At 69.7% G+C, this 17,793-nt stretch carries 14 protein-coding genes; 6 read left to right on the top strand and 8 right to left on the bottom strand.

Annotated features, from left to right (window positions below):
- Window positions 1-421 precede the first annotated feature (421 nt).
- Entirely contained in the window at window positions 422-1,462 is a 1,041-nt protein-coding gene (locus ACFWY9_RS05790) for a 3-isopropylmalate dehydrogenase (RefSeq protein WP_378325200.1), read from the bottom strand.
- Between the two features lie 231 nt (window positions 1,463-1,693).
- A complete protein-coding gene (locus ACFWY9_RS05785; RefSeq protein WP_378325199.1) occupies window positions 1,694-5,092 on the bottom strand; it encodes a S8 family serine peptidase in 3,399 nt (1,132 codons plus the stop codon).
- Between the two features lie 256 nt (window positions 5,093-5,348).
- Here ACFWY9_RS05785 and ACFWY9_RS05780 point away from each other — a divergent pair, with 256 nt between their 5' ends.
- Window positions 5,349-5,945, top strand: coding sequence for a GNAT family N-acetyltransferase (locus ACFWY9_RS05780; RefSeq protein WP_378338248.1), 597 nt, complete (start codon window positions 5,349-5,351; stop codon window positions 5,943-5,945).
- A gap of 54 nt (window positions 5,946-5,999) precedes the next feature.
- On the opposite strand, the gene serA is transcribed toward ACFWY9_RS05780, so the two are convergent.
- Both serA and ACFWY9_RS05770 read right to left on the bottom strand, forming a co-directional pair.
- The gene (gene serA / locus ACFWY9_RS05775; protein WP_378325197.1) at window positions 6,000-7,601 is read right to left on the bottom strand and encodes a phosphoglycerate dehydrogenase; all 1,602 of its coding nucleotides are present in this window, start codon (window positions 7,599-7,601) and stop codon (window positions 6,000-6,002) included.
- A gap of 137 nt (window positions 7,602-7,738) precedes the next feature.
- Window positions 7,739-8,302, bottom strand: a complete 564-nt coding sequence (locus ACFWY9_RS05770; protein WP_378325196.1) for a TetR/AcrR family transcriptional regulator — start codon at window positions 8,300-8,302, stop codon at window positions 7,739-7,741.
- 89 nt (window positions 8,303-8,391) lie between these two features.
- Between ACFWY9_RS05770 and ACFWY9_RS05765 the strand changes: the two genes are divergently transcribed.
- The 5 genes from ACFWY9_RS05765 (at window position 8,392) to ACFWY9_RS05745 (ending at window position 13,625) form a co-directional block, all read left to right on the top strand.
- Window positions 8,392-9,300 (top strand): TIGR03620 family F420-dependent LLM class oxidoreductase, encoded by a 909-nt coding sequence (locus tag ACFWY9_RS05765; RefSeq protein ID WP_378325194.1) that lies wholly within the window; start codon window positions 8,392-8,394, stop codon window positions 9,298-9,300.
- On the top strand, window positions 9,297-10,130 hold the full coding sequence (locus ACFWY9_RS05760) for a TIGR03620 family F420-dependent LLM class oxidoreductase (protein ID WP_378325193.1): 834 nt from the start codon (window positions 9,297-9,299) through the stop codon (window positions 10,128-10,130). Before ACFWY9_RS05765 ends, ACFWY9_RS05760 begins: the two co-directional genes overlap by 4 nt.
- 165 nt (window positions 10,131-10,295) lie before the next feature.
- Window positions 10,296-11,642 (top strand): ankyrin repeat domain-containing protein, encoded by a 1,347-nt coding sequence (locus tag ACFWY9_RS05755; protein WP_378325191.1) that lies wholly within the window; start codon window positions 10,296-10,298, stop codon window positions 11,640-11,642.
- Between the two features lie 58 nt (window positions 11,643-11,700).
- Window positions 11,701-12,639 (top strand): NADP-dependent oxidoreductase, encoded by a 939-nt coding sequence (locus tag ACFWY9_RS05750; protein WP_378325190.1) that lies wholly within the window; start codon window positions 11,701-11,703, stop codon window positions 12,637-12,639.
- An 80-nt stretch (window positions 12,640-12,719) separates the two neighbouring features.
- The gene (locus ACFWY9_RS05745) at window positions 12,720-13,625 is read left to right on the top strand and encodes a nuclear transport factor 2 family protein (protein ID WP_378325188.1); all 906 of its coding nucleotides are present in this window, start codon (window positions 12,720-12,722) and stop codon (window positions 13,623-13,625) included.
- Here ACFWY9_RS05745 and ACFWY9_RS05740 read toward each other — a convergent pair.
- From ACFWY9_RS05740 to ACFWY9_RS05725, 4 genes are all read right to left on the bottom strand, one after another.
- On the bottom strand, window positions 13,622-13,921 hold the full coding sequence (locus tag ACFWY9_RS05740; RefSeq protein ID WP_378325187.1) for a DUF397 domain-containing protein: 300 nt from the start codon (window positions 13,919-13,921) through the stop codon (window positions 13,622-13,624). The genes ACFWY9_RS05745 and ACFWY9_RS05740 overlap by 4 nt on opposite strands.
- Window positions 13,922-14,083: 162 nt before the next feature.
- Entirely contained in the window at window positions 14,084-15,097 is a 1,014-nt protein-coding gene (gene ilvC, locus ACFWY9_RS05735) for a ketol-acid reductoisomerase (protein WP_378325186.1), read from the bottom strand.
- A 97-nt stretch (window positions 15,098-15,194) separates the two neighbouring features.
- A complete protein-coding gene (gene ilvN, locus ACFWY9_RS05730) occupies window positions 15,195-15,701 on the bottom strand; it encodes an acetolactate synthase small subunit (protein WP_345399851.1) in 507 nt (168 codons plus the stop codon).
- Window positions 15,701-17,599, bottom strand: coding sequence for an acetolactate synthase large subunit (locus tag ACFWY9_RS05725; protein WP_378325185.1), 1,899 nt, complete (start codon window positions 17,597-17,599; stop codon window positions 15,701-15,703). Before ACFWY9_RS05725 ends, ilvN begins: the two co-directional genes overlap by 1 nt.
- Window positions 17,600-17,793: the final 194 nt, after the last annotated feature.

Below are 17,793 nucleotides of genomic sequence, written 5' to 3'. Positions count from 1 at the left end.
GGTGTGTTTTGGGTGGGTGCCCGCGGGTGCGGGGCGGCGCCTCGATTCCCCCTCCTCGCGGCGCTGGGTGTCGCGGCCCGACCCCCCCCCCCCCCCCCACACCGGGCGATGCTCTCGGCGTGGTCGGGGATGTCCGAGGGACGCCCTGGGTGCATCCACCGCACCGAGGGACGCCCCCGTCGCATCCAACGCACCCAGGGACTCCCTTGTCGCACCCAGGCCCACCGCACCGACGGCGTCCCTCGGCGCGGCCCCCACAGCCCAGAACCCTTAGCGAGAAAGCCATTCACGACCTTCCAGGGCGCAAACGGTCCATTCGCGACAGACGGTGTCCCGCGACAGCGCCCCGAAAGCCGTGAAGGCCTCCTTGCCGGCGTCCAGCGCCGGTAAGGAGGCCTTCACGGACCTACGTCGAAAAACCTCAGCCCACGGAGCGGACGTTCGAGGACACCAGCGCGGCGAGCCGGTCGCCGATCGCCTGGGTCGCCCCCGGGGAGGCCTGGTCCCGCGTCGCGAGGTCGAAGGCGACCGACGCCTCGATGCGCCGCGCGGCCTCCTTCTGGCCGAGGTGGTCGAGCAGCAGCGACACCGACAGCACCGCGGCGGTCGGGTCGGCGAGGCCCTGGCCCGCGATGTCCGGGGCGGAGCCGTGCACCGGCTCGAACATGCTCGGGTTGCGGCGGGTGATGTCCAGGTTGCCGCTCGCGGCGAGGCCGATGCCGCCGGTGACCGCGGCCGCGAGGTCGGTGATGATGTCGCCGAACAGGTTGTCGGTGACGATCACGTCGAAGCGGGACGGGTCGGTGACCAGGTGGATGGTGGCCGCGTCGACGTGCGAGTAGGCGACGGTCACCTCCGGGTGCTCCAGCGAGACCTCTTCGACGATCCGCGACCACAACGACCCGGCGTGCAGCAGCACGTTGGTCTTGTGCACCAGGGTCAGGTGCTTGCGCGGACGCTGCTCGGCGCGGTTGAAGGCGTCGGCGACGACGCGCCGGATACCGAACGCGGTGTTGACGCTCACCTCGGTGGCGATCTCGTGCTCGGTGTCCTTGCGCAGCAGGCCACCGTTGCCCGCGTACGGCCCCTCGGTGCCCTCGCGGACGACGACCATGTCGACGTCGCCGGGGTCGGCCAGCGGGCCGCGCACACCGGGGTAGAGCCGCGCCGGGCGCAGGTTCACGTGGTGGTCGAGCTCGAAGCGCAGGCGCAGCAGCAGGCCGCGCTCCAGAATCCCGCTGGGCACCGTCGGGTCGCCGACCGCGCCGAGCAGGATCGCGTCGTGCTGGCGGAGTTCGCCGAGCACCGACTCCGGAAGCAGCTCACCGGTGGCGTGCCATCGGGCGGCGCCGAGGTCGTAGTTCGTGATCTCCGCTGTCGGTACCACTTCACCGAGCACCTTCAGCGCCTCGGAGACCACCTCGGGCCCGATCCCGTCACCTGGGATCACCGCGAGCCGCATCCACACACCTCCGTCGACCAGGCCACCGGGTCCGGATGGCCCATCCGCAACAAACGCCAGCAGGCGGAAGGTTACCGGCCGTAGACAAGGCGTCGTAGCCGCACCACCCTTATGCCGGATCCCGACCGGGGCCCAGTCAGCCATCCGGGTGAAATCAGTGGGGGCTTTCCCAGCCATTGAGACCAGGAAAGCCCCCACCACCTCAGTGCTTTCCGGGGTGGACCGCCGTGGTCAGCTCACCCCGATGGGCTGACGTCCGGTGTGCCGCCCCGGAGTGTCCCGCCCGGTGTTCTGTGCGTTCCCCGCCGCCTCGACGCGCACCACGCCCGCGCGGTCGCCCGCGGCGTTGTGGTGTTCGATCGCGAGCAGGCCGAGCGATTTGTCCGCCGCCGCCGAAGCCGCGTTCCGGTTCACGACCAGCGCCGTTCCCGGCTTGGCCACGTAACCGATCGCGGCGTCGCCGCCGCCCTGCACCGCATAGCCCGGCGCGAGAACGTCGAACGACAGCGGGCCGTCGACGGAGTCGATCGTCGAACTCGTGCTGCCGGGTGCCGTGTAGAACCCACTGGTACCCACCGTGTAACCGATCCGCTGCGATCCACCGTTCGGGTCAATTCCCAGTGCCGCGATCCGCACCGGCAAGACCACCACGTTCGTGTCGAACACGTTGGTGTCGACGTCACCGAGCTGGCCGTTGACCGCCTGGAGGTCCACCCGCGGGTTGCCCGGCTTGGTCAGCGAGACCGTGCTGACCAACAGCACGTCGGACGACGTCGCCTTGGTCACGTACGTCTCGAAGTCCGGCTTCCCGTCGCCGTTGGTGTCGATGTCGACGAACACGGTGGTGTTGCTGCCGAGGTTCGCCCAGTCGCTCCAGGTGGACACGCCGAACGCGAGCAGCGCGTCGTCCGGGTTGCCCTGTTCCTTGGCCAGCGGTGCCGTCGAAGCCGCACCGACGTAGCGGATGTCGCCGCCCTTCGCGGTGCGGTTGAGCGTGCACCCGGTGACGACGTCGCTGTCGCATTCGGGCAGCTGCGGGGACTCCGCCTGCAGCTCGAGGACGCTGATCAGCGACCGGTAGCGCTGGGCACCGGTGCCCTGGTCGACGCCCCTGCCGGTCAGGTTCAGCACGGCCTGGTCCTGGCCGGGACCGAACTTCACGGTGCCCGGGGTCTTGATCGACGAGACCGGCTTCGGCGCCGAGTACACCGAAACCCGCAGCGGCACGGTCGCCCCGCTCTTCGGGGTGAACGCGACGCGGCCGGAAGCGTCGGCGACGAACTGACGCGCCAGGCCGGCCTGGGTGGCCGCCATGGTCGGGTCCATGACCTTGCGCAGCGCCTTCGGATCGGTGACCTTCAACGTCACCTTGACCTTCGCGATGCCACGGGGGCTCAGCTTCACCCACGGCTTGTCCACTGTGTACTCGACACCGGGCAGCGCGTTGACGGCCTCGTAGCCCACGGCGTACTCGACCGGCGTGACACCCTTGTTGACGACCTTGAGCGTCTTGGTCAGCGTGACCGGCCCGCCCGCCTCGACGGTGCCGAAGTTGACGGTCACCGCGCCGGGGTCGTCGGCCACGTAGGCCAGGACCTGGTTGTCCAGCGCGGCTTTCGCGTCGATCCGGCCGCTGCCGACGCGCTGCGGCGCGTAGGTGTGGCCCGCCGCGTCGTGCACGTCGTGCCCGGCGGTGTCGATCACCGCGGCCTTGACCTCCTCGACCGACCAGTCCGGGTGGGCCTGGCGGATCAGCGCCGTGATACCCGAGGTGTGCGGGGCGGCCATGGACGTCCCGGAAAGGACGGTCCTACCGTTGCCGCTGCCACGGAACGCCGAGGTGATGGTGTCACCGGGCGCGGCGACGTCCGGCTTCACCGCGGGGCCGCGGCCACCGCGCGAGGTGAACGAGCTCGGTGTGTCCACAATGGACTTGTCGTAGGTCTGGACGCTCACCCGGCCCGCACCGGTCATGTGCACCCGCAGCGTGCCCGCGGTGAGCGCGGGGCGCGTCGCGGCGGTGGCGCTGCCGGTCAGCTGGAACATCGGCACGGCCGCGTTGCCCGCGATACCGGCGCTGAAATGCTCCAAAGTGGACGAAAGCAGCACACCGGCGGCGCCTGCCGCCTGCGCGTTGTTGGCGCGGGCAGCGGAGCCGCACGGACGCGTCGCGTCGTTGTCGTCCCATTCGAGCCAGACGATCTTGCCGGCGGCCTTCGCCTTGTCCTCGGCCGAATACGGCTGGCAGCCCGCCTTGTTGGCCGCCGAAAGCGCGACGACGGGAGCGGTCAGGTCGAGCTTGTCGTACCCGGCGAAGTCCTGGCTGAACTGCCCGGTCCGCTGCGCGGGGGCGGGGGCCGTCACGTCGATGGCGTCCCGCAGCACCCCGGCGTCGCGGCTGCTGGCCACGGTCAGCGCCTCGGGCGTGCTGCCCGGCGAGCCGCCGATGTCGTTGATGTCCCCGCCGTTGCCCGCGGAGAACACCGGGAGCACGTTGTTCGCGGCGAGCTTGCGGACGAACAGCGAGTCCGGGTCGTCCGGCGCGCCGAAGTCCATGCCGAGCGAGAGGTTCACGATGTCGAGGTGATCGGTGAAGTCGCCGTCGCCGTCGGGGTCCAGCGCCCAGTCGAGCGCCTGTGAGGTGACGTTGGTCGATCCCTTGCAGCCGAACACCTTGATCGCGTAGAGCAGGGCCTTCGGCGCCGTGCCGGGCCCGATGCGCATCTCGTCGAGCTTCTTGCCGGTCAGCTTCTTGTAGTCGCCGGTGAAGGTGCTGCCGTCGGCGTTGACGCCGAACCCGGCGATCGTGCCCGCGACGTGCGTGCCGTGCTCACCACAGGCGAGCGGGTTCGGGTCCGGAACCGGGGTGGGCGAACCCAGTTTTCCGTTGGCGTCGTAGCCGTCGCCGACCAGGTCGGTACCGCCGACCACCTTGGCGCTGGGGAACAGCGGGTTCGGCTTCGCCGAGTCGATGCTCTTGTACGCCTCGGGCGTGCCGGGCCCGCCGAAGTCGGCGTGCGTGTAGTCGATGCCGTCGTCGATGACGCCGACGCGGATCCCGTCGCCGAGCTTGCCGGTCTGCTGCCAGCTGTTGAGCGTGTTCGTCAGCTGCTCCGCGCTGGCATTGGTCCGAGTCTTCGGCACCACCGTGCGCACTGAGACGACGTCGGGGCGCTTCGCGACCTCGCGCAGCTTCGCGGCGTCGGCCGTGACGACGGCACCGGGGACCGCGTTCGCGGTCTGGGTGACCAGCTGCGTGCGCGCGTCGGCGGCCTTGAGCTGGCCGAGCACGGAGTTCACCGCCGCGGCGGTGTCGGCCTTGGCCACGCGGGCGGCCTGCTTGGCCTTCTCCTTGCCCGCGCCCTTGCCCTGCTCGTCGTTGAACGCGTCGACCGCCGGCTTCTTCGCCACCTCGACGAACGCGGTGACCTGACCCTGCGCGGTGTTCAGGCGCGGCTCGATCTTGCCGTCCAGCGCGGCCTGGTCGATCTTGGCCTTCCCGGCGCTCTCGGCGAGCGGCGCGTCCTGCGCCGAGGCGACGGGCGTTCCCGCCACGGCCGTCGCCAGCACCACGGCGAACAGCGCGGTGGATGACCGCACCGCCCAACCGGGTAAGCGGGATCTGCTCATCGGTAGTTCCCCTTTACTCGAGACCTGGATGGAAGAACCTGCCTGCGGCTCGAAACCCCCGACGGTGAGCCGCGACGCCGCGCCGTGCCCTCGCACGCCGCGTGGTTCAGCCTCGCGAACCGAACTTAATGGCAGGAAACACCTACTTCGGTAGGCAGCTTGCTCCGTTACGTGAATGTGATTGCCTGCCAGGACTTGCCAATAAGTGGCGAAAAAGACCGCGCCCTACGACAGTACTTTGCCTAATCTGGACATCGTGAACCACTGGCAAACCCATCCGACGCTGACCGGCGACCACGTCCGCCTCGAACCGCTGACCGCCGACCACGCGAAAGGCCTGTTCGAGGCGGGCAAGGACCCCGGGATCTGGACCTGGCTGAGCCTGCGGCAGCCCGCCGACCTGCCCGCCGCCGAGCGCATGGTCGAGCAGATGCTCGCCGACCGCACCCGCCAGGCATGGGCGCAGATCGACGCGAAGACCGGCCGGGTCGCCGGAACGACGTCGTATTACCAGGTCAGCGAGGCCCACCGGATCCTGTCGATCGGCTTCACCTGGCTCGGCGCGGACTGGCACCGGACCGCGCTCAACACCGAGGCGAAACTGCTGTTGCTCACGCACGCCTTCGAGACGCTCGGAGCGCAGCGGGTGAGCTGGGAGACCGATATCCGGAACCTGCGCTCGCAACGCGCCATCGAACGGCTCGGCGCGCTGCGGGAAGGCGTGCTCCGCGCGCACCGGATCCGGCCGGACGGCTCGTCACGGGATACCGTCGTCTATTCGATGGTGGAAACCTATGGCCCCCCCGCCTGCAACGGGCTGCGCGACCGCCTGTCCGCGTTTTCCGCGGGCTGAAACGGCGACCGCCGCTCCGGGCAGGCCCGGAGCGGCTTTACGACGGAGCGGAAATCAGCCGAAATTCACGGCGCGGATCGTGTGCGCGCCGACGGCGGCGCCGATCGGCTCCAGCACGTGCGTGTCGACCGCGCGGTCCACGCGCAGCAGCATGACCGCGTCGGAGCCGTCGGTGGTCTGGCTGATCTGCGCAGCCTCGATGTTGAGACCCGCCTCGCCGAGCAGGGTGCCGACGCGGCCCATGATGCCGGGACGGTCCGGGTACTCGAGCAGCAGCACGTCGCCCTCGGCCCGCAGGTCGAAGTGCCGGCCGTTGACCTCGACGATCTTTTCGACGTCGTCCTTGCCGGTGACCGAACCCGAAACCGACAGCGTGGTGCCGTCGCCGTGCACCGCGCGCACCGTGACCAGGCTGCGGAACTTCGGGCTCTCCGACTCGGTCACCAGCTCGACCTGGACACCCAGTTCCTCGGCCAGCCGCGGCGCGTTGACGAAGGTGACCTGGTCGTGGACGACCCCGGCGAACACGCCGCGCTCGGCGGCCAGCGCCAGCACGCTGGTGTCCTCAGTGGACAGTTCGCCCTTGACGACGACGGTGACCGAGGTCGGCGCCTTCGGCTTGAGCGCGGTGAGCACGGTGCCGAGCTTCTGGGTGAGCGAAAGGTAAGGCCGGACGTGCTCGCCGACCGCGCCGCCGCCCGAGACGTTCACCGCGTCCGGCACGAAGTCGCCGCGCAGCGCGAGCAGCACCGACTTGGCGACGTCGGTGCCCGCACGGTCCTGCGCCTCGGCGGTCGAGGCGCCCAGGTGCGGGGTGACCACGACGTTGTCCAGCTCGAACAACGGGCTGGACGTCGTCGGCTCGGTGACGAAGACGTCGATCCCGGCACCGCCGACGTGGCCGGAGCGGAGCGAGTCGGCCAGCGCCTCCTCGACGATGAGCCCGCCACGCGCGGCGTTGACGATGATGACGCCCGGCTTGGTCTTCTTCAGCGCCTCGGCGTCGATGAGTCCCTTGGTCTCCGGCGTCTTCGGCAGGTGGATCGAGATCGCGTCGGCACGCTCCAGCAGCTCGTCGAGGGTGACGAGCTCGATGCCGAGCTGCGCGGCGCGTGCGGCCGAAACGTAGGGGTCGTAGGCGATCAGCTTGGTGCCGAAGGCGGCGATGCGCTGGCTGAACAGCTGGCCGATCTTGCCGAGGCCGACGACACCGATGGTCTTGCCGTTGAGCTCGACACCGGTGTACGCGCTGCGCTTCCACTCGCCGCCGCGCAGGCTCTGGTCGGCGGCGGGCACCCGGCGGGCGACGGCGAGCAGCAGCGCGACGGCGTGCTCGGCGGCCGAGACGATGTTCGACGTCGGGGCGTTGACCACCAGCACGCCACGCTCGGTGGCGGCGGGGACCTCGACGTTGTCCAGCCCGACACCGGCGCGGGCGACGACCTTGAGCTGGGTGGTGGCACCGAGCACCTCGGCGTCGACCTTGGTGGCCGAGCGCACCAGGAGCGCGTCGGCGCTCTTCACCGCCTCGAGCAGCGCCGGGCGGTCGGTCCCGTCCACATGACGGACCTCCACCTCGTCACCGAACACACTCAGCACCGAAGGCGCGAGCTTTTCCGCGATGAGGACGACGGGCTTGTTGGGCTTGCTGCTCACGTTGCGGCTCCCACTATCTGGTCACTGAGTCGAGGACGCTCGGTGCTGGATCAACCGATGGACGAATCGGCGCACGCCGTTGTGCCCGGTTGAGCGGGAGTTTAGCCCGGGGGCCCGCCACCTCGCTGCCCCCGTTGTTAACTTGCCCGTAATCCCTCGAAAACAAGGGTCAACAGGCGCTCCATGCCACGCTCCCCTGGCAGGTGCGTACCGGCCCAGGAAGCACCGTGCGACAACAGAAGCAGCTCACGGGTGGTGACGTCGGCGCGCAGCGCCCCGGCTTCCTTGGCCCTGTCCACCAGTTGGGACACCGCGTCCTGCATCGCGTGACAGGAAGCATGGAGCCGGGACTCGGGATCGTTGATCGCATCGGCCATCAGCTCGACCAGACCGTGATAGGCGCCTGCCGTGGTGCCGAGCCCGACGAGCCAGGTGTACAGCCCGGCGAGCGGGTCTTCGGCCGCGAGCAGCTCCCGCGCTTTTTCCGCCTGCCCGTCGAAGCGATCCCGCAAAAGGGTCTCGAGCAGGGCTTCCCTGGTCGGGAAGTGGCGATAGAGGGTGCCGATACCGACTCCGGCACTGCGCGCGATGTCCTCGAGTGAGGCGTCGACGCCGCGTTCGGTGAAGGCACGCCTCGCCTCGGCCAGCAGGCGCTCGTAGTTGCGGCGGGCGTCCGCCCGCATCGGCTTGACGTCGGTCATCTCGGTTCCGGACCTTACCGGGTGACAAATCGGAGGCTGCCTCCGTATAGTAACCGGAGGTAGCCTCATCTTACTGGAGGGAAGCAGGGATGACCCTGATCGAGGAAACCCGGGACCGGCTGGGCACTGTCGGCGTCTGGCTCCCCACCGCGCCCATGGCACCCCCGCCGGACGTCGAGCGTTCGGCCACGCGGCGCCTGGCCGAACTGGGTTACGGCTCCGTGTGGAGCGGCGAAGGGCCCGGCACCCGCGAGATTTTCGCGCATTTCGGCGATCTGCTGGCGTCGACGGAGAACGTCGTGCTGGGCACCGGCATCGCCAACGTCTGGTCGCGGCCCGGCCGGACCGCGCAGAGCGGCGGGACGACGCTGGCACAGGCGCACCCCGGCCGGTTCGTGCTCGGCGTCGGGATCGGCCACGCGTTCCAGGCCGAGAAGTACGGCGAGAAATACCAGCCCTACGAGAAAATGCGCGCGTATCTGTCCGAAATGGACGCCACGTCGGCCGAAAAGCCCCCGCCGGTTGCCTTTCCCCGTGTGCTCGCGGCCGTCGGCCCGAGGATGCTGGAGCTGTCGCGCGACCACGCCGACGGCGCGCATCCGTTCGCCCAGCCGGTCGAGCACACGCCGTACGCGCGCGAGATCCTCGGACCGGACAAGCTGCTGATCCCGCAGCAGACGGTCCTGCTCGGCACGCGCGAAGACGCGAGAGAACACGTTCGCCGGACGGTCGGGCAGATCCGGGACCACAACGTCAAGGGCTACCTCAACGGCTGGAAACGGCTCGGCTACACCGACGCGGAGATCTCCGGGCCCAGCGACCGGTTCGTCGACAGCCTGGTCCTGTGGGGCGACGGGAAGACGATCGCCGGACGCCTGCGGGAACTGCTCGACGCCGGGGCCGACCACGTGCTGCTCACCCCGGCCGCCGCCACCCTTGAGTCCATTGTGGATGCTCTGACAGAGCTGGCCCCGGCGGTGCTGGAGGTGTCGCGATGAGTGTCGGGATCTGGACCTTCGCCTTCGACGGCAAGGAAATCGGCGAGGTCCGCGCAGCCGCCGCGGAGGTCGAGTCGCTGGGCTACTCCGCGCTCTGGTTCGGCGAGTACCGTGGCAGGGAGGCGTTCACCCAGGCGGCGATGCTGCTCGCGGCGACCAGCACGCTGCCCGTGGCGACCGGAATCGCGCGGTTCTCCGAACGCGAAGCCACGACCGCCGAAGCGGCCGGGCGCACCCTCGCCGAGGCGTATCCGGGCCGGTTCACGCTCGGGCTCGGCGGGCATCGGCCCGGCAGCGGCGTCCTCACGGCGATGCGGTCCTACCTCGACGCGATGGACAAGGCGGACCTGGACGTTCCCGGCGCCCGGCCGCGCCGCGTACTCGCCGCGCTGGGGCCGAAACTGCTGGAGCTGGCGGCGGCGCGGACCGACGGCGCGCATTCGTACTTCGTCCCGCCGGAGCACACCGCGTTCGCGCGGAAGACGATGGGACCGGACGCCTACCTCGCGGTCGAACAGGCGGTCGTGCTCGACGCGGACCCCGGGCGGGCGCGGCGGATCGCGCGCGAGCACGTGGACGGATACGTGCGGCTGGCACCGCACCAACAGGCGAACCTGCGGCGGCTCGGCTTCACCGACGCCGATCTCGCCGACGGCGGCAGTGACCGGCTCGTCGACGCCATCGTGGCGTATCGCGGTGAACAGGAGGTCGCCGACCGGATCCGGGCCCACCTCGACGCCGGTGCCGACCACGTCTGCGTCCAAGTCCTCGACGGGACCGGCGGCATTCCCGTGGAAAGCTGGCGCCGCCTGGCCCCGCTCGTACTCTGAGCGTTCGAGGGTGGGCTGCGGTAGCGTGGCGGATGCGCGGTGAGGGCCGCGTCCCGTCCGCGGAAAGGGCCGAGCCCACCCCCGTACGACCGCACCACCCACCAGTCACCTTCTTTCCTGCCCGGTGCCTGCGGACCACGGGCGTGACAGGGAAGGAGGATTCCCGTGAGCACCCTGCCCGCGAAGCCCAGCCTGGAGTACCTGCGCAAACGCGCGAAGGACCTCGCACGCGCGGAGTCGGTCAAGCTGTCGGAGGCTCAGTTCCGCATCGCCCGGCAGCACGGTTTCCCGAGCTGGCCGAAGCTCCAGGCGTACGTCCGGCGCGTGAGCGAACACGGCGACGGACTCCAGCACGTCTACCACCAGGACACCGCGTACTACGCCGAGCGCGCGACGGGCCTGCTCGCCTCCGCCCAGGACGAAACGCCCGGCGCCCGCGAAACATTCGAACGCTGGCACCAGCCGCTCACGCCGGAAGGCGCACGCACAGTGGTCGCACGTCAGCACGGGTTCACGTCCTGGCGGGCCCTGCGTGCGCATGTACGGGTGCTGGCCGACAGCGGCGAACCGTTCGCGCGGGCGTACCGGCTGGTGGAGGCCCGGGACGTCGACGGGCTCGCCGAGATCGTCGAGCAGTTCCCCGGGCTCGTGGACGCCGTCGGCACGAACGGCAACGATCTGCTCGGTATGGCGGGCGCCACCTGCGACGAGCGGCTGACGAGGGTCCTGCTCGACCGCGGCGCCGATCCGGCGCGACCCAACGTCCACGGCTGGACGCCGTTGCACCAGGCCGCGTACTCGAATCTCCCGCTGCTACTGGACATGCTGCTCGACGCCGGCGCGCCGACGGACCTCTCCGCACGCGGCGACGGCGGCACCCCGCTGATCGTCGCGTTGTTCTGGGGCCACCGCGAGGCTGCCGAGAAGCTGGCCGCCCGTGACCTGACTCCGGCAAATCTCCGCGTCGCGGCCGGACTCGGGCACGCTGACCTGCTCGACGAACTCCTCGCGCCGGACGGCACGCTGTCCCCCGCCGCCGGGGATCACCGCGAGTTCTACCGGCCGCACAGCGGATTCCCGTCGTGGCGCCCGTCCGGCGACCCGGCGGAGATCCGCGACGAGGCGTTGAGCTGGGCCGCCCGCAACGACCGGACCGAGACCTTGCGCACGCTTGTCGAGCGCGGCGCCGCACTCGACGCCGACGTCTATCGCGGCACCGCGCTGACCTGGGCGGCCGCACAAGGCAAGACCGCCGCGGTCCGCACGCTGCTCGATCTCGGCGCGGACGTCAACCAGCGCAACACCTTCGGCGGTCCGGGGCACGGCGCGGGCGTCACAGCGCTGCATCTGGCAGCCCAGGGCGGGCACCTCGACGTCATCACCGCACTGCTCGACGCCGGTGCCGACCCGTCTGTACACGACGCGTTGTACAACAGCACGCCGGAAGGCTGGGCAGACCACTGTGGACAGTCCGCCGCGCGGGAGGCGTTGCGCGGCTTGGCCCGATCCTGACGTCTCCTGGCCGCCGGACACGTAGCAGCTGGTTCGACGTTCGCCGAACAATGGCGTCATGCGAGCCATCAGCCAGCGCACCCTCGGCGGTCCCGAGGTCCTCGAAGAGGTCGAGCTGCCCCGTCCCGTTCCCGGACCGACCGAGATCCTCGTCCGTGTCCACGCCGCCGGCGTCAATCCGGTCGACTGGAAGAGCCGGGAAACCGGCGGCATGGGCACGCTCGGCGCACCGCCGTTCGTCCTCGGCTGGGACGTCTCCGGCGTCGTCGAGGAGATCGGCCCCGGCGTGACACTGTTCGCGCCAGGCGACGAGGTGTTCGGCATGCCGTGGTTCCCGCGCCAGGCCGGGACGTACGCCGAATACGTCACCGCGCCGAGCCGTCATTTCGCGGCCAAACCCGCCGGGCTCGGCCACGTCCACACCGCGGCCGTCCCGCTGGCCGGGCTGACCGCGTGGCAGAGTCTGCACGACACCGCGAAAGTCCAAACGGGACAACGGGTTCTGGTCCACGCGGCGGCAGGCGGCGTCGGCCACCTCGCGGTGCAGATCGCCAAGGCGTCCGGCGCGTACGTGATCGGGACGGCGAGCGCGCCGAAACACGAATTCGTCCGCGACCTCGGGGCCGACGAGGTGATCGACTACCGGGCAGCCGACTTCGCCGAAGAGGTCCACAATGTCGACGTCGTCCTCGACACGATCGGTGGCGAGTACGGGCCCCGCTCGCTCCGGACGCTGCGAAAGGGCGGCACGCTCGTCCAGTTGACCCGGAACGTCGACAAGAGCCTCCCCGAGGCCGCGGCAGCCTGCGGCGTGACGACCGGGCTGACCCTCGTCGAACCCGACCGCGTCGGCCTGCTCGCACTCGCCGAACTGGTCGCGTCCGGGCACCTCCGGCCGGTGGTCGGCACCGTGCTCCCGCTCGCCGAGGCAGCGAAGGCCCACGAACTTGGCGAGTCCGGCGGTACGACCGGAAAGATCGTGCTCAGCGTGGGGTAGCAATCCAGTGGACAAACGGAGTGGCTAGTCCGTATTTTGAATACGGACTAGCCACTCCGTTTATTTGTCTGGGAGGAACCATGACCACACCCCGCGAGGTGTTCGACCAGCTGTCCGAGGGCATCACTGCGGCCCGCTGGAGCGAACTCTCCGCGCTCTACGCCGAAGACGCCGTTGTAGAGCTTCCACAACAGCCACTCTCGCCCGGCCGCATCGAAGGCCGCGAGGCCTTGCACGAACGGTTCACCGGACCGCTCACCGCGTCGATCCGGCTGCGCCACCACGACACCGTGGTGCACGAAACGACGGATCCGGAGGTGATCGTCGCCGAATGGGCGTACTCCGGGGAAGCGCTGAACACCGGGAAAACGTTCGAAACGGCCAACATCCAGATGCTGCGGGTGCGCGACGGGCTGATCACGCACTCCCGCGACTACCACGACTTCCTGAAGATCGCCGTCGCCCAGGACGCGTTCGACGCGCTCAAGGCCGGATTCGCCGACGCCACAAGGGAAACCACGCCGCTCCCGCCTCGCCCCGCTTCGGACGCGGCGCCGGACAGTCCGCGTGGTGTGTTCGAGCGGCTCGTCTACGGCGTCTCGGATAGGCGGTGGGCCGAACTTCCCGATCTCTACGCGCCGGAAACCCACGTGACGCACCCATTCCTGCCAGGGGCGCCGATACTGCGAAGCCGGGACGACCTCCGGGAGCACTTCTCCATCGGCTCCACGATGGAGATCGACATCGAGGCGCGGGACCTGGTCACGCACCAGAGCACCGACCCCGAGGTGATCATCGGCGAGTTCACCTACCAGGGCCGCGCCGGGATCGGCACGCCGTTCCAGGTCGCGAACATCTTCGTGCTGCGGGTACGGAACGGGCTCATCGTCGAGTCCCGCGACTACGGCGACCACGTCGCGCTCGCGGCCGCCACGGGACGTCTCGACGACCTCGCGGCGCGGCTGGACGCCGGAGCGTCCGCCTAGCTCTTCTCGTTCGCCGGGGCGGGTTCTTCCAGGTCCTCGGGCAGGTCGAACTCGCCGTCGCGGACCCCGGCGACGAAGGCGTCCCATTCCGCGGGGGTGAACACGAGGATCACGCCGTCGGGCTTGGAGGACTGGCGCATGGCCACGTAGGTGACGCCGTCGGTGTGCGGGACGAACGCGTACTCGACGCAGTCGTCCAGCGTGACACCCTCGGGTTCGGCGCGGATCCAGGCGGCCTCGCTCAGGTCCAGCTCGTGCCGGATGTGCGCCTTGTCGTCGACCGGCTGTTCACTCATGGGTGCCAGCGTATCTGCCCGCTCACCGAACGACAGCAAAGGTCCCCTGCTCTCTTCGGGCGGTCCTCATTGCCCGCTTGTTGCACCCCCCGAAACGCCGTGATGGCCTCCTTCACAGCGCTCAAGGCTGCGAAGGAGGCCATCACGGAACAACCGGGAGACTCAGGCGGTCTCGGTGATCGGCCGGTCGACCCAGGACATCAGGTCACGCAGCTTCTTGCCGGTCGCCTCGATCGGGTGCTGGTTGCCCTGCTCCTCGAGCTTGGTGAAGTTCGGCCGCCCGGCCTCGTCCTCGGCGACCCATTCGCGGGCGAACGTGCCGTCCTGGATCTCGCCGAGGATCTTCTTCATCTCCTCCTTGACCGCCGGCGAGATGACGCGCGGGCCGCGGGTCAGGTCGCCGTACTCGGCGGTGTCGGAGATCGAGTAGCGCTGACGCGCGATGCCGCCCTCGTACATGAGGTCGACGATGAGCTTCAGCTCGTGCAGCACCTCGAAGTAGGCGATCTCCGGGGCGTAGCCGGCTTCGGTGAGCACCTCGAAACCGGTCTGCACCAGCGCCGACGCGCCACCGCAGAGCACGGCCTGCTCGCCGAAGAGGTCGGTCTCGGTCTCCTCGGTGAACGTCGTCTTGATGACACCGGCGCGGGCACCGCCGATGGCCGCGGCGTAGGACAGCGCGAGCGCCTGGGCGTTGCCGGAGGCGTCCTGCTCCACCGCGATCAGCGCCGGGACGCCCTTGCCGTCGACGAACTGGCGGCGGACCAGGTGGCCCGGGCCCTTCGGCGCGACCATGGCCACGTCCACATTGGACGGCGGCTTGATCAGGTCGTAGCGGATGTTGAAGCCGTGGCCGAAGAACAGCGCGTCGCCGTCCTTCAGGTTCGGCGCGATGTCCTGCTCGTAGATGAAGCGCTGCTTGGTGTCCGGCGCCAGGATCATGATCAGGTCGGCCTCGGCCGACGCCTCGGCCGGGGTGAGCACGCGCAGGCCCTGCTCCTCGGCCTTCGCCCGCGACTTGGACCCCACGGGCAGGCCGATGCGGACGTCGACACCGGAGTCACGCAGGCTCAGCGAGTGGGCGTGGCCCTGGCTGCCGTAGCCGATGACAGCGACCTTGCGTCCCTGGATGATCGAGAGGTCGGCGTCGTCGTCGTAGAAGATTTCCACTGCCATGGGGGTTACTGCTTCCTTTCCTGACTGCAAAAACTTGAATTCAACAAGCGGAGCGAAGCTCCTCCGTTGAGGGTGGTGGCGGGGGCATGGATGGAGATCAGCGGGGAGAAGTGGCGGTGATCGAGCGGGCCCCGCGTCCCACCGCGACCATGCCGGACTGCACGAGCTCCCGGATGCCGTACGGCTCCAGCATCCGCAGCAGCGCGCCGATCTTGTCCGAGGTCCCGGTCGCCTCGACGGTGAGCGCCTCCGGCGAGACGTCCACCACCTTGGCGCGGAAGAGCTGGACCGTTTCGAGGACCTGGCTGCGCACGGTGGCGTCGGCACGGACCTTCACCAGCAGCAGTTCGCGCTGCACGGCGGTGGACGGCTCCAGCTCCACGATCTTGATCACGTTGACCAGCTTGTTGAGCTGTTTGGTCACCTGTTCGAGCGGTAGCTCCTCAACGGCGACCACGATCGTCATACGGGACACCTCGGGGTTCTCCGTGGGCCCGACGGCGAGGGACTCGATGTTGAAACCGCGGCGGGAGAACAGCCCGGACACCCTGGCGAGCACGCCGGGCTTGTTCTCGACCAGCACGCTCAGCGTGTGCACGCTCATCAGTGTTCTCCTTCCGCGCTGACGTCGTCGTCATCGAACAGCGGCCGGATCCCGCGCACCGCCATGATCTCGTCGTTCCCGGTGCCGGCGGCGACCATCGGCCACACCTGGGCATCCTTCCCCACGACGAAGTCGATCACGACGGGGCGGTCGTTGATCTCCATCGCGCGGCGGATGGTGGCGTCGACGTCCTCGCGGGTCTCACACCGCAGGCCCGCGCAGCCGAGCGCCTCGGCGAGCAGGGTGAAGTCCGGGATGCGGTGCTTGTGCGTGCCGAGATCGGTGTTGGAGTACCGCTCGGAGTAGAACAGGTTCTGCCACTGGCGGACCATGCCGAGGTTGCCGTTGTTGATCACCGCGACCTTGATCGGCGCGCCCTCGATGGCGCAGGTGGCCAGCTCCTGGTTGGTCATCTGGAAGCAGCCGTCGCCATCGATCGCCCACACCGGCTTGTCCGGGACGCCGAACTGCGCGCCCATCGCCGCGGGCACGGCGTAGCCCATGGTGCCGAGGCCGCCGGAGTTGATCCAGGTGCGCGGGTTCTCGTACTTGACGAACTGCGCGGCCCACATCTGGTGCTGCCCGACGCCCGCCGCGTACACCGCGTCCGGGCCGACCAGCTCGCCGATCCGTTCGATGACGTACTGCGGCGACAGCGAACCGTCGTCGGGCCACTCGTAGCCCGCCGGGTAGTTGTCGCGCCAGTCGTTCAGCTGCGTCCACCAGTCGGCCAGGTCCGGCTTGCCGTGCTCCTGCTGTGCTGATGCGTTCTCGGCGGTAGGGCGTGCCTCGAACTCGGCGCGGACCGCAGCGATCAGCTCGCCGATGATCTCCCTGCAGTCCCCGACGATCGGCACGTCGGCCTTGCGGTTCTTGGAGATCTCGGCGGGGTCGATGTCCGCGTGGACGATCGCGGCGTCCGGCGCGAACGACGACAGCTGGCCGGTGACCCGGTCGTCGAAGCGGGCACCGAGGGCGATCAGCAGGTCCGACCGCTGCATCGACGCGACCGCGGCGACCGTGCCGTGCATCCCGGGCATTCCCAGGTGCTGCGGGTGAGAATCGGGGAACGCGCCGCGCGCCATCAGCGTCGTGACGACCGGGATGCCGGTCAGCTCGGCCAGCTCCCGCAGCTGCTCCGACGCCTCCGCCTTGATGACGCCACCGCCGACGTAGAGCACCGGTCGCCGGGATTTGGCGATGAGCCGCGCGGCCTCGCGGACCTGCTTGCCGTGCGGGCGCAGCGTCGGCCGGTAGCCGGGCAGCCGCAGGTCAGCGGGCCACGAGAAGGACGTCATCTCCTGCAGGACGTCCTTGGGGATGTCCACCAGGACCGGGCCGGGGCGGCCCGTGGCGGCGATGTGGAAGGCCTCGGCGATGGTCCTCGGGATGTCCGCCGGGTCGGTGACCAGGAAGTTGTGCTTGGTGATCGGCATCGTGATGCCGCAGATGTCGGCTTCCTGGAACGCGTCGGTGCCGATCAGCGCGCGAGTCTGTTGCCCCGTGATGGCGACGACCGGGACCGAGTCCATGTTGGCGTCGGCCAGCGGCGTGACCAGGTTCGTCGCGCCGGGGCCGGAGGTGGCCATGCAGACGCCGACCTTGCCTGTCGCCTGCGCGTACCCGGTCGCGGCGTGCCCGGCGCCCTGCTCGTGCCGGACCAGGACGTGCCGGACCTTCGTCGAGTCGAGCAGCGGGTCGTAGGCGGGCAGGATGGTCCCGCCCGGAATGCCGAAGACGACTTCGGCGCCGACCGCTTCGAGCGAGCGCACGAGCGACTGCGCGCCCGTGACCCTTACCGGGGTTCCCGCCGGCGGTGCCGGCTTCGGACGTGCTCCTGGGACACCGGGCGCTGTGGGCCCGGGCTTCGCGTCGCTGCGCGACGTGGCACTGGTCATCGGTCTCTGCCTCGTGGGTCTCGGTGTCACTCGTTCGGGTAGTGCTGCGGGGGTGGAACTGGCTCCGGGCCACGCTGCGTCGGAACATGGCTGTGTTTGAACACGCTGTGTTCAAACACAAAAAACCCCCGCCGACCGATTGGTCGCACGAGGGTCGCGCGTCGACGCAGCGGAGACTTCCTAAGCGTCGACGC

The sequence above is a fragment of the Amycolatopsis sp. NPDC059027 genome (assembly GCF_042739735.1).
GTDB lineage: Bacteria > Actinomycetota > Actinomycetes > Mycobacteriales > Pseudonocardiaceae > Amycolatopsis.
The sequence above is the reverse complement of the archived record's forward strand: the minus strand, read 5'-3'. Positions and strand labels throughout refer to the sequence as shown.

Coding starts and splice junctions, on each gene's coding strand:
- ACFWY9_RS05750 (WP_378325190.1), top strand. CDS start 11,701: ATGCGAGCCATCAGCCAGCGCACCCTCGGCGGTCCCGAGGTCCTCGAA.
- ilvC (WP_378325186.1), bottom strand. CDS start 15,097: ATGGCAGTGGAAATCTTCTACGACGACGACGCCGACCTCTCGATCATC.
- ACFWY9_RS05765 (WP_378325194.1), top strand. CDS start 8,392: ATGACCCTGATCGAGGAAACCCGGGACCGGCTGGGCACTGTCGGCGTC.
- ACFWY9_RS05760 (WP_378325193.1), top strand. CDS start 9,297: ATGAGTGTCGGGATCTGGACCTTCGCCTTCGACGGCAAGGAAATCGGC.
- ACFWY9_RS05790 (WP_378325200.1), bottom strand. CDS start 1,462: ATGCGGCTCGCGGTGATCCCAGGTGACGGGATCGGGCCCGAGGTGGTC.
- ACFWY9_RS05725 (WP_378325185.1), bottom strand. CDS start 17,599: ATGACCAGTGCCACGTCGCGCAGCGACGCGAAGCCCGGGCCCACAGCG.
- ACFWY9_RS05745 (WP_378325188.1), top strand. CDS start 12,720: ATGACCACACCCCGCGAGGTGTTCGACCAGCTGTCCGAGGGCATCACT.
- ACFWY9_RS05770 (WP_378325196.1), bottom strand. CDS start 8,302: ATGACCGACGTCAAGCCGATGCGGGCGGACGCCCGCCGCAACTACGAG.
- ilvN (WP_345399851.1), bottom strand. CDS start 15,701: ATGAGCGTGCACACGCTGAGCGTGCTGGTCGAGAACAAGCCCGGCGTG.
- ACFWY9_RS05785 (WP_378325199.1), bottom strand. CDS start 5,092: ATGAGCAGATCCCGCTTACCCGGTTGGGCGGTGCGGTCATCCACCGCG.
- ACFWY9_RS05740 (WP_378325187.1), bottom strand. CDS start 13,921: ATGAGTGAACAGCCGGTCGACGACAAGGCGCACATCCGGCACGAGCTG.